The sequence below is a fragment of the Acuticoccus sp. MNP-M23 genome (assembly GCF_031195445.1).
Classification (GTDB): Bacteria; Pseudomonadota; Alphaproteobacteria; order Rhizobiales; family Amorphaceae; genus Acuticoccus.
Map to the genome: position 1 here is coordinate 305,935 of NZ_CP133480.1, position 14,378 is coordinate 320,312.

At 66.1% G+C, this 14,378-nt stretch carries 16 protein-coding genes; 7 read left to right on the top strand and 9 right to left on the bottom strand.

Going from position 1 to position 14,378, the window contains the following annotated elements; genetic code table 11:
• The first annotated feature begins 114 nt into the window (after window positions 1-114).
• The gene (locus RDV64_RS01405) at window positions 115-969 is read left to right on the top strand and encodes an SDR family NAD(P)-dependent oxidoreductase (RefSeq protein ID WP_309197507.1); all 855 of its coding nucleotides are present in this window, start codon (window positions 115-117) and stop codon (window positions 967-969) included.
• Window positions 970-1,008: 39 nt separating this feature from the next.
• On the opposite strand, the gene RDV64_RS01410 is transcribed toward RDV64_RS01405, so the two are convergent.
• From RDV64_RS01410 to RDV64_RS01445, 8 genes are all read right to left on the bottom strand, one after another.
• Entirely contained in the window at window positions 1,009-2,544 is a 1,536-nt protein-coding gene (locus RDV64_RS01410) for an ABC transporter ATP-binding protein (RefSeq protein WP_309197508.1), read from the bottom strand.
• Window positions 2,545-2,806: 262 nt separating this feature from the next.
• The gene (locus tag RDV64_RS01415) at window positions 2,807-3,502 is read right to left on the bottom strand and encodes an isochorismatase family cysteine hydrolase (protein WP_309197509.1); all 696 of its coding nucleotides are present in this window, start codon (window positions 3,500-3,502) and stop codon (window positions 2,807-2,809) included.
• Window positions 3,499-4,515 (bottom strand): formamidase, encoded by a 1,017-nt coding sequence (locus RDV64_RS01420; RefSeq protein WP_309197510.1) that lies wholly within the window; start codon window positions 4,513-4,515, stop codon window positions 3,499-3,501. The genes RDV64_RS01415 and RDV64_RS01420 overlap by 4 nt, the downstream gene beginning before the upstream one ends.
• Before the next feature lie 11 nt (window positions 4,516-4,526).
• Window positions 4,527-5,447 (bottom strand): ABC transporter permease, encoded by a 921-nt coding sequence (locus RDV64_RS01425; RefSeq protein ID WP_309197511.1) that lies wholly within the window; start codon window positions 5,445-5,447, stop codon window positions 4,527-4,529.
• The gene (locus tag RDV64_RS01430; RefSeq protein ID WP_309197512.1) at window positions 5,444-6,550 is read right to left on the bottom strand and encodes an ABC transporter permease; all 1,107 of its coding nucleotides are present in this window, start codon (window positions 6,548-6,550) and stop codon (window positions 5,444-5,446) included. The genes RDV64_RS01425 and RDV64_RS01430 overlap by 4 nt, the downstream gene beginning before the upstream one ends.
• Before the next feature lie 9 nt (window positions 6,551-6,559).
• Window positions 6,560-7,696: a BMP family ABC transporter substrate-binding protein gene (locus RDV64_RS01435; RefSeq protein ID WP_309197513.1), complete on the bottom strand. Its 1,137-nt coding sequence runs from the start codon at window positions 7,694-7,696 to the stop codon at window positions 6,560-6,562.
• 135 nt (window positions 7,697-7,831) lie between these two features.
• Window positions 7,832-8,494, bottom strand: a complete 663-nt coding sequence (locus RDV64_RS01440; protein ID WP_309197514.1) for a cysteine hydrolase — start codon at window positions 8,492-8,494, stop codon at window positions 7,832-7,834.
• A gap of 114 nt (window positions 8,495-8,608) precedes the next feature.
• The gene (locus RDV64_RS01445) at window positions 8,609-9,535 is read right to left on the bottom strand and encodes a LysR family transcriptional regulator (protein ID WP_309197515.1); all 927 of its coding nucleotides are present in this window, start codon (window positions 9,533-9,535) and stop codon (window positions 8,609-8,611) included.
• A gap of 134 nt (window positions 9,536-9,669) precedes the next feature.
• Here RDV64_RS01445 and RDV64_RS01450 point away from each other — a divergent pair, with 134 nt between their 5' ends.
• From RDV64_RS01450 to RDV64_RS01475, 6 genes are read left to right on the top strand one after another with little or no spacing between them, the layout of a single operon-like run.
• A complete protein-coding gene (locus tag RDV64_RS01450; RefSeq protein WP_309197516.1) occupies window positions 9,670-10,473 on the top strand; it encodes a sulfotransferase in 804 nt (267 codons plus the stop codon).
• 42 nt (window positions 10,474-10,515) lie between these two features.
• Window positions 10,516-10,698: a hypothetical protein gene (locus RDV64_RS01455; protein WP_309197517.1), complete on the top strand. Its 183-nt coding sequence runs from the start codon at window positions 10,516-10,518 to the stop codon at window positions 10,696-10,698.
• Window positions 10,695-11,111, top strand: coding sequence for a plasmid mobilization relaxosome protein MobC (mobC, locus tag RDV64_RS01460; RefSeq protein ID WP_309197518.1), 417 nt, complete (start codon window positions 10,695-10,697; stop codon window positions 11,109-11,111). The genes RDV64_RS01455 and mobC overlap by 4 nt, the downstream gene beginning before the upstream one ends.
• Complete coding sequence (locus RDV64_RS01465) at window positions 11,108-12,415, top strand: relaxase/mobilization nuclease domain-containing protein (protein ID WP_309197519.1); 1,308 nt, start codon at window positions 11,108-11,110, stop codon at window positions 12,413-12,415. The genes mobC and RDV64_RS01465 overlap by 4 nt, the downstream gene beginning before the upstream one ends.
• Window positions 12,387-13,001 (top strand): hypothetical protein, encoded by a 615-nt coding sequence (locus RDV64_RS01470; RefSeq protein WP_309197520.1) that lies wholly within the window; start codon window positions 12,387-12,389, stop codon window positions 12,999-13,001. The genes RDV64_RS01465 and RDV64_RS01470 overlap by 29 nt, the downstream gene beginning before the upstream one ends.
• A 3-nt stretch (window positions 13,002-13,004) precedes the next feature.
• Window positions 13,005-13,271, top strand: coding sequence for a hypothetical protein (locus tag RDV64_RS01475; RefSeq protein ID WP_309197521.1), 267 nt, complete (start codon window positions 13,005-13,007; stop codon window positions 13,269-13,271).
• Between the two features lie 37 nt (window positions 13,272-13,308).
• Here the strand turns inward: RDV64_RS01475 and RDV64_RS01480 are convergent, their stop codons facing one another.
• Window positions 13,309-14,226 carry a zincin-like metallopeptidase domain-containing protein gene (locus RDV64_RS01480; RefSeq protein ID WP_309197522.1) on the bottom strand — a complete coding sequence of 306 codons (918 nt, stop codon included), beginning with the start codon at window positions 14,224-14,226 and terminating at the stop codon, window positions 13,309-13,311.
• Between the last annotated feature and the right edge of the window lie 152 nt (window positions 14,227-14,378).

Sequence of the window (14,378 nt, forward strand, 5' to 3'; positions counted from 1 at the left end):
GGCGAGTCCCTGTGCTGTGGCGGTTCGGGACGATGCCTCCGGTACCGCCCCGCAACAGAAAAGCGCACAGCGGCGCTCGCAACCGGCCCCGGTGCCGGCTCGACAGGAGTTTTCATGCTGGATTCGATACTCACCAAAGGCTCGGTTGCCGTCGTTACAGGCGGGGCCGCAGGGATCGGCCTTGCCGCGGCCACCCAGTTTGCAAAACGCAACATGACCGTCTGCATTGCAGACCTTGGCGCAGACCGGCTTGCGGCAGCCGCGAAAACCCTTGCCGAAGCGTCGCCGCAAGGGGCGGATGCCGTGTTCACGCTGGAAACCGATGTGAGCCGGAAGGCGGATGTCGAAGCGCTTGAGACCGCCGTGCGGGATCGCTTCGGTGGCACCGACATACTGATGAACAACGCCGGCATTCAGCCCGGCAGCGCGATGTTCGGCCCGGCGGACAACTGGGCGCGCATTCTGGATGTGAACCTCTGGGGCGTCATCCACGGCACGCAGGTGTTCGTCCCCGGCATGATCGAGCGCGGCAGGCCGGGCCTCGTGATCAACACCGGCTCCAAGCAGGGCATCACCACACCGCCCGGCGATCCGGCCTACAACGTGGCCAAGGCCGGCGTGAAGGCATTTTCCGAAGCGCTCGCGCACGAGCTGCGGGGCAGCGGCAAACCGCTGTCCGCGCATCTTCTGATTCCGGGTTTCGTCTATACGGAGCTGACGAAGGGCGAGCGGACCGAGAAGCCCGATGCGGCCTGGACGCCGGATGAGACCGCCGCCTTCATGATGGAGCGGCTTGCCGAAGGCGATTTCTACATCCTTTGCCCGGACAACGACGTGGACCGCGCGCTGGATGAAAAGCGGATCGCCTGGGCAGCCGGCGACATCACCCAGAACCGCTCCGCCCTGTCGCGCTGGGACCCGCGCTACGCGGACGCCTTTGCCGCCTACATTGCCAGCAGCAAGGACTGAAGCGCGGCTTGAGCCTGCCGGCACAAAGCGCCGGCAGGCTCAGACATGACCGCCCATATGGCGGCCGATTTCGGCCACGTCCGCTGCGGCGGCCGGCACCTCGTAGGTAATCCGCCCCTCGCTCATGACGAGAATCCGGTCCGCCAGCGCCATGATCTCGTCCAGATCCTCCGAGATGAGGAGAACGCCCGCCCCCGCCTCGCGTGCTGCAACGATCCGCGCGCGAATTTCGGCAACCGCCGAGAAATCGAGGCCGAAGCAGGGGTTGGCGACGATGAGCACCTTCACGTCACCCGACAGTTCGCGCGCCAGCACCGCCCGCTGCACGTTGCCGCCCGACAAAGAGGCAATGGGCGCATCGGGCGATGCCGTCTTCACCTTGAACTTCGCGATGAGGTCAGCGCCGCGGCGGGCAATCTCGCCCTTGCGCAGCCAGAAGCGCGGGCCGTCCTTGCCCACGTCGAACGCGCGGAAGGCGATGTTTTCGGCCACCGACATCCGCGGCGCGCAGGCATTGCGCAGCGGTTCTTCCGGCAGCGTGCGCACGCCGAGGCGGCGAGTTTCCTCGCGCGTTCCGCCAAAGGGCGCGCCCTCCACTGCGATGGTGCCGGCATCCAGCGCCCGCTGCCCGGCCAGAACCTCCACAAGTTCCCCCTGCCCGTTGCCGGAGACCCCGGCAACGCCGACAATCTCGCCGGCGCAGACCGTGAGCGACCCGATGTCGAGCTTGCCAAGGCCTGAGCGGCTCCCCGCCTTCGCGCCGGTCAGTTGCAGCACCTCGGCGCCGGGTTCGCGCGCCGAGCGGCGGACCGGCTCATCGGGCACTTCGGCGCCGACCATCATGGCCGCCATCCCCTCGTGGTCCAGCGACGCGACAGCGCCGCCACCCGCATGGCGGCCCCGCCGCAGCACCGAAACATCGTCGGCGAATGCAGTCACCTCGCGAAACTTGTGGGTGATCATCAGGACGGTGATCTCACCGGCGCGGGTCAGGTCCCGCACGAGGCCAAGCACTTCGTCGGCCTCCTGGGGGGTCAGCACGGAGGTGGGCTCGTCCAGTATGAGAAAGCGCCGGCCGAGGTGGAGCTGCTTGAGGATTTCGAGCTTTTGCTTCTCGCCCGCAGCAAGCCTTGCCACCGGCACGTCCAGCGGGACGTCGAACGGCATCGTCGCCATGAACTCGGTGAGGGCGGCGCGCTCCTTGCGCCAGTCGATCACGGCGGGCTGCACCTCTCGCGCAATCACAAGGTTTTCCGCCGCGGTCAGCGACGGGACCAGCGTGAAGTGCTGGTAAACCATGCCAAGGCCCTGCGCGTGGGCGGCCCGCGGGTCCGTGGTGGTGACCTCCTTGCCGGCAACCATTAACTGGCCCCGTGTGGGCTGGTAAAAGCCCATGATGCATTTGACGAGCGTCGACTTGCCGGCGCCATTTTCCCCCAAAAGGGCGTGGAACGATCCGGCGGGCACCTTGATCGACACGTCATCCAGTGCCGTGAAGGCGCCGAAGCGCATGGTCATCCCCAGAGTTTCAAGGCCCAGCGCGCCCTTGTCGCTCCGCTCTTGCGATGGGGTCATTCCGAGCGCCCTCGATTGCGAGGGACGGCGCGTTGCGCCGGCTTTGTTTTCCAGAAGATGCGAGGGAGTTCCCCCTCGCGCTCCCCCGGTTCGCCACCTGGCAGGGGTTCAGGGCATCCAGCCGCTGCGCGACCGGCTGTCCTGAGACCCTGACGCCAGCTTGGGCCGGGCCGCAACCGCATCAAGGGTGAAGGCTTCGCCCGGCCCGAGAGGGCCGCCCTTGACGCGGCTGCACCCCGGCCGTGCCCCTTGGCAACGTCTGTCATGGGAGGGCCTTGATCAGGGTTTCGGCGTTGGCGACAGCGCCGAAGACGCCGCCTTGCATCGTCACCATCTTGATGGCGGCGGCGTGGTTGCCGGGGTCCGTGGCGGCGCAGCAATCTTCCAGGATCAGGCACTCGAAGCCGCGGTCGTTGGCCTCGCGCATGGTGGTGTGGACGCACACGTCCGTGGTGATGCCGGTGAGGACGATATTGTCGATGCCGCGCGTTCGGAGCATCAGCTCAAGGTCGGTTGCGCAGAAGGAGCCCTTGCCGGGCTTGTCGATGATGGGTTCGCCCTCGAAGGGGGCAAGCTCGGGGATGATCTCCCAGCCGGGTTCGCCGCGCACCAGGATCTTGCCGCACGGGCCGGGGTCGCCGATGCCGGCGCCGATCTGGCGCGAGCGCCAGCGCTTGTTGGGCGGAAGGTCGGCGAGGTCGGGCCGGTGACCCTCGCGGGTGTGGAAGACGTGATAGCCCTTGTCGCGGAAGGCTGCGAGGACGCGGGCGATGGGTTCGATGGGGGCGCGGGTGAGGCCGATGTCGTAGCCCATGGCATCGACGTAACCGCCCTCGCCGCAGAAGTCGGTCTGCATGTCGATGACGATGAGGACGGTGTTCTCCGGCCGCAGGTCGCCGTTCCACGGCCACGCGTAGGGGGTGGAGGCCACCGTTGCTGTTGTGGCGGCAAGGCTCATTCGGCGGCTTCCTTGAGGGGGCCGGCGTAGGTGCGGGTCGGCGCATCAAAACCGCAGCTGGTGCCGTCGGTCACCTTCACCTCATCTTCCCACGGCACGCGGTAGCGGCCTGCCACCATGTCTTCCATGAAGGTGTAGGGACAGTCCTGCGCGCCGCCCTTCACCGCCGTGAAGCCGCGATGGCCGAGCTGGTAGATGTTGTTTTCGACGCCCCAGTTGGCGCGCGCCTCGCGCACCAGATCGGGGCGCACTTCGGCGGTGATGATCTCGTCGGGCCGGCCGGTCTCGCCGTGGGCGATCACCGTGCCGTCGAAGTCGACGATCATGCCCTCGCCCATGGAATCGAACGTGCCATCGGAGCCGCACATGCACACGTTGGCCGTCACCATCAGGTTCTGGAACGAGTTGGCCTGGTTGGTGAAGCGCCAGGACTGGCGGATCGGCGCGGTGTAGCCGGCCGTGCGCAGCATGATCTCGGCGCCCTTGTAGGCGCATTCCCGCGCCATTTCGGGGAACATCCCGTCGTGGCAGATGATCAGCGACAGCTTGCAGCCGTTGGGGCCGTCGATCACCGGAATGCCAATGTCGCCGGGCTCCCACGGCTCCACCGGCACCCAGGGGTGGAGCTTGCGGTAGTAGAGCTTCACCTCGCCGTGATCGTCGATGATGATGCCGGTGTTGTAGGGGTAGCCGCCGGGGTTCTTCTCCATGATCGAGAAACAGCCCCAGATGGCGTTGTCGATGCAGGCCTGTTTGAAGGCCGCGACCTCCGGGCCGTCCATGGTCACCATCAGCTCGTCGGCAGTGTTCATCGACAGGCCCTGGAGCGCGTATTCGGGGAAGACGACAAGGTCCATGGTGCCGAGGTTGCGGCGCGCCTTGCCGACCATCTCCACGATCCGGTCCGCCTGCGCGGCGAGCTGTGCCGGCGTCTCGATAAGCGGGAGCTTGAGCTGGACGAGGCCGATCACGACGCCGTTGGGCGATTTGTTGAGACCACCGAGACCGTTCATGGATGTTGCTCCTATTTCGTGATCGAGAGTTCGCCCGGTGCGCCGGTCAAAGCGCGGGTGCGCGAGGAGGTGGCGACGAGGAGGCCGAGCGTGAGGACGTAAGGCGCGGCGTAGAAGAGGTAGTAGCCTTCCGAGACGCCGACGGACTGGAGCGCGGGGCCAAGCGCGCCCGCGCCGCCGAAGAGGAGCGCTGCCCAGAAACAGTTGATCGGGCTCCAGCGCGCGAAGATGACCAGCGCCACCGCCATCAGCCCCTGGCCGGACGAGATACCCTCCGTCCACGAGCCCGGATAATAGAGCGAGAGGTAGGCGCCGCCGATGCCGGCGAGCGCACCGCCCGCGGCGGTGGAGAGGATGCGCACCCGGCGCGGGCCGATGCCGAGCGCGCGGGCCGCATCGGCCGAATCACCGACGACGCGGATGGTGAGGCCGATGCGGGTGTTCCTGAACATCCACGCCATGGCAACGGCCAGAACCGCGCCGATGACGAAGAGGACGTTGACGCGCAGCGCCGCCTGCACCTGGCTCTGGTCCGACCACCAGCCGAGCGGGATCGCCGGCAGGTCCGGCGCGACGGGCTGAATGTACGGCTTGCCGAAATAGAAGGCGAGGCCCATGCCGGTCAGCATCAGCGCGATGCCGATGGCAATGTCGTTGACCCGCGGCAGCGAGCAGAGAAGCCCGTGGACGAGGCCGAACAGGATGCCCGCCACCGCCGCGGCGCCGACACCGGCCCACGCCGAGCCGGTAAGGTAGGCGACCGCGTAGCCGGACATTGCGCCGAACACGAGCGTGCCTTCAAGGCCGAGGTTGATGCGGCCGGAGCGCTCGGTGAGGCATTCGCCCAGCGACACGAACAGGAAAGGCGTGGAGACGCGGATGGCGCCGCCCAGCATCGCGAGCGGCACGCCCCAGAGGCCGAGTTCGGTCATGGCCGCGCCTCCCCGCCCCAGCGCGCCGGATCGAAGATCTTGAAGCGGCCGTAGAGGGTTTCGGACGCGAGGATGGAGATGAGGACGAAGCCCTGGAGGACGAGGACGGTGGCGTCCGGCACGTCCATCCGCCGCTGGACAAGGCCGGAGGACGCCTCGAAGCCGGCAAGGAGGATCGCCACGGGGATGATCGCGAGCGGGTTCTGCCGTGCCACGAACGCAATGAGAATGCCGGTGTAGCCGTAGCCCGCCGCCAGCGAGCCGTTGGCCGAGCCGTGCACCGCCGCAACCTCGAACGCGCCCGCGAGCCCCGCACAGGCCCCGGCCAGCGCGCAGAAGCCGATGATGAGACGGCCGACCGGCAGGCCCTGAATTTCGGCCGCGCGCACGTTGCCGCCGGCAATGCGGGCGGCAAAGCCCGTGGTGGTGAACTCGATCAGCACCCATGCGGCGATGCAGGCGAGAACGCCAGCGGCAAGGCCCCAGTGGACGCCGAGGCCCGGAATATCGCCGATGCGAAGCGCGGCATCGAGCGGCGCGGTGGAGGGCTTGTTGAGGCTGGCGGGGTCGCGCAGCGGGCCTTCGACGAGATGATTCATCAACGCGATGGCGATATAGGCCATCAGCAGCGAAGAGATCGTCTCGTTGACGCCGCGGGCATGGCGGAGATAGCCGACCGCGCCGATCCACAGCCCGCCGATGACCGCGCCTGCAACCAGCATGAACGCAATGCCGATGATGGCCGGAAAGCCGGTGAGCGCAGCACCGATCGCCCCGGCCGCGACGCCGCCGAGCACGATGGCCCCCTCCCCGCCGATCACCACCAGCCCGAGCCGCGCCGGAAGCGCGACGCAGAGCGCCGCCAGAAGCAGCGGCGCCGTGCGGGAAAGCGTGTTGGTCCACGAGAAAGAGGTGCCGAAGCCGGCTTTGGCGACCAGCTGGAAAAAGGTGACCGGCGGCTTGCCGACCAGAATCAGGAACAGCGAGAAGGCGGCGAGCCCCACAAGGAGCGCGCCGACCGGGATGACGACCGCCTCGGCCCGGCGGGCAAGCCGCCCCAGCCAGACTGGCGGGGCGGATGGCGTTGCGGCAATGGCGGTCATCGGGGGGCCTTAGGAGGTGGAGCCGATGACGCCTTCGACGAGGTAGTCCATGCTCTCCAGCGTCACGTCGTCTTCGGCGAAGGCCTGGCCTTCCTCGGCAACCACAGCGCCGGTGTTGGACTTCAGCGGCCCCTTGATGACCGAGAACCCGCCCTTCATGATCTCGGCCTTGACGGCCTCGAACTGCTTGCGCGCCGCGTCGCTGACGGCGGGGCCGAGCGGGCTCATCTTGACGAAGCCGTCCGCAAGGCCGCCGCGCACGAAGTTGTCGATCGGCTCGCCCGCAAGCGTCTTGCCCACCATGTCGGTGTAGACCTTGGACCAGTTCCACTCGGCGCCGGTGAGGTATTTTTCGGGCGCCAGCGGGCTCTGGTCGGTGTGGTAGCCGCAGACGAAGCAGTCGCGCGCCGCAGCGGTTTCCACCACCACCTTGGGGCCATCGACGTGGCAGGTGATGACGTCGGCGCCCTGGTCGGCCAGCGCATTGACGGCTTCGGCCTCCTTGACCGCCAGCGACCACTCGCCGGTGAAGATCACCTGGCAGGTGATTTCGGGGTCCACCGCGCGGGCACCCAGCAGGAACGAGTTGATGTTGAGGAGCACCTGCGGGATCGGCTTGGCGGCGACGAAGCCGATCTTCTTGGTCTTTGTCGCGTGACCGGCCGCAATGCCGTTCAGGTACTGGCCCATGCCGATATAGCCGAAATAGGAGCCGGTGTTTTCCGGGTGGACGCCCGCCTGCCACAGGCCGCCGCAATGCTCGAAACGCACGTTGGGGTATTCGGGCGCGACCTTGAGGATGTGCGGGTCGAAGTAGCCGAACGAGGTCGGGAACAGGAGCGACGCCCCGTCGAACTCGATCATCGACTTCATGGTGTTCTGGACGTCCACCGTCTCGGGAACGTTCTCTTCCTCGATGACGGTGACGCCATCCATTGCCTTCACCGCGGCCGCGCCCTCGGCGTGGGCCTGGTTGTAGCCGTAATCATCCTTCGGGCCGACATAGATGAAGCCGATGGTGAGATCGGCGGCAAACGCTGCGCGGGCGCCAAGGGTGGCGAACGCGCCAGCGGCGGCCGTGGTCTGCAGGAAGCGGCGACGTGTGAAACCGGCAGCGATGGCGGACGATAGCGGCTTGCGGTGCATGATGTGGTCTCCGAGCGGGAATCTGTCAGGCCTGTGCCTGCATCACTCGGGCCAGCAAGCATGTGCCTGCCGCTGCTGTCTTCTGCTAATTTCGCATCTAACCGCTGCATTCAGTGCAGCGGTTCGGTCGCTCCGTCAGCCGAGCGAGGCCGTGAACGCGCCGGTCGAGGTCACCCAGCCGAAAATTCCCCCTTGCGCCTTGATCATCTCAAGGCCCACCCGGTGAAATTCCGGGAAGTAGCTGGCGCAGGCGTCGCCCAGCGCCACGCAGCGGTAGCCGCGGTCGTTGCCCTCGCGGATAGTGGTGTGGACGCACACTTCGGTGGTGACGCCGCAGACGATCAGCGTGTCGATGCTGCGGTTTGCGAGAATTTGCGCAAGATCGGTCTGATGGAAGGCGCCCTTGCCGGGCTTGTCCAGCACCACTTCGCCGGCCTCTGGCGCAAGCTGCGGCACAATGTCGTGGCCAGCCTCGCCGCGGATGAGGATGCGGCCCATCGGCCCGGCATCGCCAATCCGCTTGGCTGGCGCGCCGCGGGAAAGCTTCTGCGGCGGTGCGTCCGACAGGTCCGGCCGGTGGCCCTCGCGGGTGTGGACCACCATCATGCCGGCCGCCCGCGCGGATGCAAGGGCCGCGGCGCATGGCCCCACGGCGGCTTGCAGGAGGCTCACGTCGTTTCCAAGCATCTCGCCGAAGCCGCCCGGCTCCAGAAAATCGCGCTGCATGTCGATGACGATGAGCGCGGTGCGGGCGGGGTCAAAGTCGAGCGGATCGGGTTCTGCTTGAAGGATTGGCATCGGCATTGTCCTGGCGTGGTCTGTGCCGATCCTACCGGCCAATCGGTGCTGTGCGCTGCTGCCGTGTTCGGCGCGCCCCGCTGCATCCGGCGCAGCGCCCGCGCCAGAACCCGCTCAGGCCGAAAGCGCCTCGGCTGCTTCCACCTCCATGGCGGCAAGCGCGGTGGTCAGCTGCAATGCAAACTGCGCGGAGGCCACAGGCAGCGCCCGCCGGCGCATCTGCCCCAAAAGGAGATGCCCGGCCGAAATATCGCGCTGGCTGACCGGGCGGATGGCGAGACCGTCGCGGCGCCCGGTGTCGAGGCCGATGGGGATCTGAAAACCGACCGCCTGCTCCTCCAGCACATAATGGCGCGCCAGCTCGAAACTGTCGCACTCCACCACCGGCTTTGGCACGCCGCTGATCTTGGCGGCCGCAAGCCCGATGAGGTGGCGCACGCCAAGCGGCGAAGTGGGCATGACATAGGGGCCGGCCAGACAATCGCGCAGCCGGACGGCGGTGTGGCGGGCAAGCGGGTGGTCCTCCGCCATCATTGCGTAGACCGGTTGCGGCACACTGGCGATCACCTCGAAATCGGCCAGATGCAGCGGCTCGAACACCAGCGCCAGATCGCTGGAAAAGGTGACGAGGTCCTTTTCCGCCGACGCCCGGTCGCGCACATGCACCGAGAATGTCACGCCGGGGTGGAGCGCCCGGTAGCGCGCAATCTGCCGCGGCAGAAAATAGGGCTGAACCGCCTGGCTGCACGCAATCGACACATGCCCCCGCCGCACGCCCGAAAGGTCCGCCACCTGGCGCTGCACGCGCTCGAAATCGGACCGCTGCATCCGGTAATGATGGACCAGAAGTTCGCCTGCCGCGTTGAGCCGCACCCCCCGTGGCAACCGCTCGAACACCTGCGCCCCGAATTCCTCCTCGAACCGCTGGATGCGCCGGGTGAGTGCGGAGGACGTGAGGTTGAGATCGTCCGCCGCCTTGCGGATGGACCCCGCGCGGGCAACGTCTTCAATCAGGCGGAGGGTTTCGAGGTGGCGTGGCATCAGGGACCTTCCGCTGCACTCAGCGCAGCATATCGGCCAAGACTAGCAGATTGCAGCAGCATGTGCGCTTTCCCTGTGGCATGAAGGCCCAGCCTGCCGGTCCGGATCGCGCCTTCCGGGCCTCAAGCACGGCAATGGCACGGCGCGGAAAGGCTTTGGCTTTGGGTCCACTGTTCATCCTGGGGTTCCCGCGATCGGGCACGACCGCCATGGCAAACGCCATCGCCCGGCTCAAGCGTTTTGGCGGGTACGGGCCTGAAGGGCACTTCATCTACCTGTTTGCCGGACCGCTGAACCGGATTGCCGCGGGCGAATTCAACGCAAATTCGATCCTGCACGAAGAGGGTGCGCCGGACACGGTGCTGGACGCATTCCGCGCTCTCACCAACCAGCTTTACTCGTCGCAGGCGGACCCTGCCGACACCACCTGGATCGACAAGACGCCGGATCTCCTGCAGGTCCGTGCGGTGCCTCTGATCGACAGGTTGTGGCCGGATGCGCGCTACATCTTCCTTTATCGCCCCCCGGAAGCCGCGGTGCGCTCCAGCCTTGCGCTGTGGCCGGGCCAGGTGACGGGCAATGAGCGCAATACGGCCCAGCGCTGGGTCAATTGCCAGCAAAGCTGGCGCAGGGTGCGGCCCCGGCTGGGCACGCGCTGTGTTGACGTGTTTCAGCCGGAAATGCTCGCCGCGCCGCAAACCATTGCCGCCGCACTCCAACCCCTTCTGGACCTCAGTGACAGCGAGGTGGACGCCCTCACCCGGATCTGGACCCGGCACCCCCGCATGAACCGCCCGGACGGCCCCCGCGGCGAAGCCTACGACAAGGTCACGCTAACGGCCGAAGTGGCCGCCGATGTCACCGCCATCACCCGCGAGGAAGCCGCGCACTGGCCGGCCATCACCGCCGCAGACGCGAAGAAGAGCCCGCCGCGCTGACCGCTAGCGCGCCACGCTAAGCTGCCCGGCGGAACAATGGTGATGGAGTTGAAAGATTTGGTGCGCCTGGCCGGAAAAGGATCGAACCTGGATTCGGTCCCGGACGGCGGAGAATTGCCCGATCTCGATGCCGTCTTCGAAGAGCTCGCAAACTGGGAAGCGCAGCTTCGCCATCTTGATCTGTCAGCGATCGACAAGGCGGCCGGGACGGAGGTCCGGCCATGAATGCGCGCCAGAGTTTCATGAAGAGCGCGGCTGCGAAGCGGCAGCGGGCGACATCTGCCGCCCCTTTCTCGCTGCGCCTCAGTGTGGAGGAGCGCGAACGGCTCGAATGCGCGGCCGGCGGCATGCCGCTGGGAACCTATATTCGGGAGCGGCTGTTCGGTGGTGATCTGACACCGCGCCGCACCCAAGGGCGCGCGCCGGTCAAAGATCACGCTGCACTCGGTCGTGTGTTGGCCGCGCTCGGTCAGTCGCGCATCGCGAACAACCTAAATCAGATCGCCCGCCTCGCGCATCTTGGCGCACTGCCTCTCTCCATCGAAACGGAAGAAGAGGTCCGGTTAGCCTGCCGGGCGGTCCAGGACATGCGTCAGCATCTCCTCCAGGCGCTCGGCCTTCGAGGAGAGTGCCTATGATCCTGAAGGGCAATCAACGGGCTGGCGCGGTCCAGCTTGCGCGGCATCTCCTCAATGACCGCGACAACGACCATGTGAGTGTGCACGAGTTGCGCGGCTTCTCTGCGGCGACCCTGGCAGAGGCGATGCGAGAAACGCTGGCGATCTCGAAGGGGACGCGCTGCCGCCAGTTCCTCTTCTCCCTCAGCCTCAACCCGCCGGAACGGGCGACAGTGGAGCCGGAGGATCTCCTCGCAGCGGCCGACTTCGTCGAGCACAAGCTCGGCCTTACTGGCCAACCCCGCGCCATCGTCATTCATGAGAAGGAAGGGCGGCGCCACGCGCACGCGGTCTGGTCCAGGATCAACGCTGACACGATGACGGCGATCAATCTGCCCTACACCAAGCGCAAGATGCAGGACGTCTCGCGTGAGCTCTTCCTGCACCACGGCTGGTCGATGCCGGCAGGTCTTCGCGATCCTGCAGAGCGCGACCCGGCGACCTTCAGCCGGGCGGAATGGCAGCAAGCCAAGCGTGTCGGTCAGGATGCCAAGGCGCTAAAGCGGATGTTCGCGACGTGCTGGGCGGCCAGCGACAATGCGGAAAGCCTGAAGGCTGCACTCGCAGAGAGAGGCCTTGTTCTGGCGCGAGGAGACCGCCGTGGTGCCGTCGCTGTAGACTATCGCGGTGAAGTCTATGCGCTTGCTCGGTGGTCGGGTGTGAAGACCAAGGAGGTCAGGGCGCGGGTTGGTGATCCGGAGGCACTTCCCGGCGTCGATGAGGCGAAGCGGAACATTGCCGACCGGATGACGCCGGTGCTTCGGCAATACGTTGCCGACGTTCGGCGAAATATCGAGCGGAGCGCAGCCACCGTTCGCTTCAAGGCAGCGCAACTGAAGGAGCGGCATGTCGCCGAGCGCGACGATCTCGTCGCCCGGCAAGATGCCCGGTGGAAGGGGGAAGTCAGCGCGCGCGCTGCGCGCTTCCGGCCCGGCGTGCGCGGCTTATGGGACCGGGTCAGCGGCCGTCATCGCGAGACCCAGGTTTTGAACGAGCGCGAAGCAAAGGATGCAGAGCGGCGCGACCGTGTTGAGCGTGAAGCGCTCGGCGTCTCCCAGCTTAACGAACGCCGCGCGCTACAAACGGAGATAAAGGCAATTCGCGCGCTGCAACACGAAGAGATGAGCTCACTCCGCGAAGATGTCGCGACCTATGCCGTCTGGTCTGGTCGCGAGGTCGAGCGACCCCGCCACGAGCTTGATCACGCCAGCCATTCAAATCAAAAGGAGAACGCGCGTGACGCTGAAAACGGCCCCTCCTATTGAAACCAGACGAGCGCCACTCGACCGCAAAGAGGCGGTCACCGAGTACCGCCTGACGGCGTATCTGGAGAAAATCGAGAGGCAACACGAATGGGACCGCAAGGGGTTTCAGGCGCCGTTGGTATTCTGGCCGGAAGGCCGGCCATCCGTTGCCAAGGATGAGGCTCGGGCCGAGGCGATGGGCGTCTTGTCCAGGTTTCATGAGGCGGCGGTGGAGAAGCGGGAAGCGTTGGAGGACCGCGAAGTCAAAGAAGTGGCACGGGTCAGCCCACATGCGGCAGCCTCATACGAGCGCGATCTCAGGGATCAGCGCGGCATGGCACTCGGCCGCGCATACGATGAAGCGAACAGCCGGGTCGATCGGGCGATGCGGCGATGGTCAAAGCAAGATGCCGATCGTCGGCCGGAGCGCGAGCAAAATGCACTCAGCCGACTTGGCGCCTACAGCGAAGGCGCGGATGAACGGCTGACGAGGGGGACCGGCGAACCCTCTCGCGGTTTTAAGGCGCATGCAAAGCGCGAGAGCGTGCTGGAGGAGGCGCGGCGGCACCGTCAGCTACGCAGTCCAAGCCTGGAACAGGAGCTTTGAGCGATGGGTATCCGCCCTTGCCCCATCAACCCGGCCGAATATTCGATCACCGATCTTGGTGACCGACTATACGGGTCTGTCACCGCGATCCTTAATGCGAACGCCCGCGCGGAGCGCGGAAAACGCGAGGACGCGGCGCGGCTGAAGCGCCAGAGGGAAAGCCGCGTCAGCATTCTCACCGAACAACGCCGCGCCGCCGGTCAGAAAGAAGCCACACAGCGCAAGGGGATTGCCTGCGAGGACGCCGAACGCTCAGGCCCTGAGATGTAACAGGTAGCGCCGCGCAGCGGCGCTACCGTCAATCAATTCATGCAGCGGCTTCGCAAAGCGGTTCGGCAGGGTCTTCGTTGGTGCGGGGCAGAAGGCCATGCAGAAAATCGGCGGCCTTCTGCGCCTGACTGGCCGCGGTGAAGATTGCCCGCTTGTCGGACTTTAAATCCTCAAGCCAGTTGCTGATATACGGCGCATGATCCTCTTCGATCTGAGGCTCGAGGCCGAGATCGGCACATAGAAACGCCGCGCCGAGCTCCGCGACAAGTTCTTCCATCGCGTACGCCTGACTGCCAAATCGAGAGCCGCCGAGATTCCGATCGAGCCGGCTCTTGTGTCCGGTCCAGTGCGTTGTCTCATGAGCGAGGGTAGCGTAGTAGGCCCCGGCATTTCGAAAAGCCGCGAAGTCGGGCATTTGGATCCGGTCCAATGCGGGCGTGTAATGCGCGCCACTCCCGCCATGCGCCAAAACGGCGCCGGTCGCGGCAAAAAACGCTTCAGCGGCTGCAATCCGCTCGTCCTCGTTGAGCCGCACCGGATGTGACGCAGTGTAGTGCGCCGGCAGCCCATCGATCTGCTCGACATTGAACACGGTGTAGCCCTTTAGAAACGGGATATCCCGCTCTTGGTCTTCGCCTTTCTCGTTGGTCTCTGAGCGGGTGATCGCACCGGCATAGACCACCAGCGCACCCTTCTCGCCCTTGCGGACCGATGCACCAAGCACCTTAGCTTGGTTGAAGGTCATCCAGATCGGTGCACCGTACCCCTTCTGCATGGCCGTAACCCAAAGGCCCAGGATGTTGATTCCGCTATAGGGCTCGCCGTTACTCCGCACGGGGCGGCTCACTGGCCCCGCCAGATGCCCGGCCGCCCAGGGTTGATGCCAGGGCCGTACGCCTTTCTCGAGTTCGGTAATGATTTGCGTGGTGATCTTCTCGTAAACGTCTGTCGTCATTGGTCTTTCCTTTCCTAATCTAAAAACCGGTTGCGCCTGCAACAGGGACTAGGTCCGCGCCAATGAGCGGGGGGATGCCGTCAAGGCCGTGGCCGGCGGAGGGGGATCACCCGGCCTGCACGACGACGAGGAACGAGGAGGAGGAAGGTTGG

Bases quoted from the DNA above. Each gene is read 5' to 3' on its own strand.
- RDV64_RS01425 (WP_309197511.1), bottom strand. From the start codon at position 5,447: ATGACCGAACTCGGCCTCTGGGGCGTGCCGCTCGCGATGCTGGGCGGC.
- RDV64_RS01410 (WP_309197508.1), bottom strand. From the start codon at position 2,544: ATGACCCCATCGCAAGAGCGGAGCGACAAGGGCGCGCTGGGCCTTGAA.
- RDV64_RS01475 (WP_309197521.1), top strand. From the start codon at position 13,005: ATGGGTATCCGCCCTTGCCCCATCAACCCGGCCGAATATTCGATCACC.
- mobC (WP_309197518.1), top strand. From the start codon at position 10,695: ATGAATGCGCGCCAGAGTTTCATGAAGAGCGCGGCTGCGAAGCGGCAG.
- RDV64_RS01465 (WP_309197519.1), top strand. From the start codon at position 11,108: ATGATCCTGAAGGGCAATCAACGGGCTGGCGCGGTCCAGCTTGCGCGG.
- RDV64_RS01445 (WP_309197515.1), bottom strand. From the start codon at position 9,535: ATGCCACGCCACCTCGAAACCCTCCGCCTGATTGAAGACGTTGCCCGC.
- RDV64_RS01435 (WP_309197513.1), bottom strand. From the start codon at position 7,696: ATGCACCGCAAGCCGCTATCGTCCGCCATCGCTGCCGGTTTCACACGT.
- RDV64_RS01480 (WP_309197522.1), bottom strand. From the start codon at position 14,226: ATGACGACAGACGTTTACGAGAAGATCACCACGCAAATCATTACCGAA.
- RDV64_RS01455 (WP_309197517.1), top strand. From the start codon at position 10,516: ATGGAGTTGAAAGATTTGGTGCGCCTGGCCGGAAAAGGATCGAACCTG.
- RDV64_RS01450 (WP_309197516.1), top strand. From the start codon at position 9,670: ATGGCACGGCGCGGAAAGGCTTTGGCTTTGGGTCCACTGTTCATCCTG.
- RDV64_RS01415 (WP_309197509.1), bottom strand. From the start codon at position 3,502: ATGAGCCTTGCCGCCACAACAGCAACGGTGGCCTCCACCCCCTACGCG.
- RDV64_RS01405 (WP_309197507.1), top strand. From the start codon at position 115: ATGCTGGATTCGATACTCACCAAAGGCTCGGTTGCCGTCGTTACAGGC.
- RDV64_RS01430 (WP_309197512.1), bottom strand. From the start codon at position 6,550: ATGACCGCCATTGCCGCAACGCCATCCGCCCCGCCAGTCTGGCTGGGG.
- RDV64_RS01440 (WP_309197514.1), bottom strand. From the start codon at position 8,494: ATGCCAATCCTTCAAGCAGAACCCGATCCGCTCGACTTTGACCCCGCC.
- RDV64_RS01420 (WP_309197510.1), bottom strand. From the start codon at position 4,515: ATGAACGGTCTCGGTGGTCTCAACAAATCGCCCAACGGCGTCGTGATC.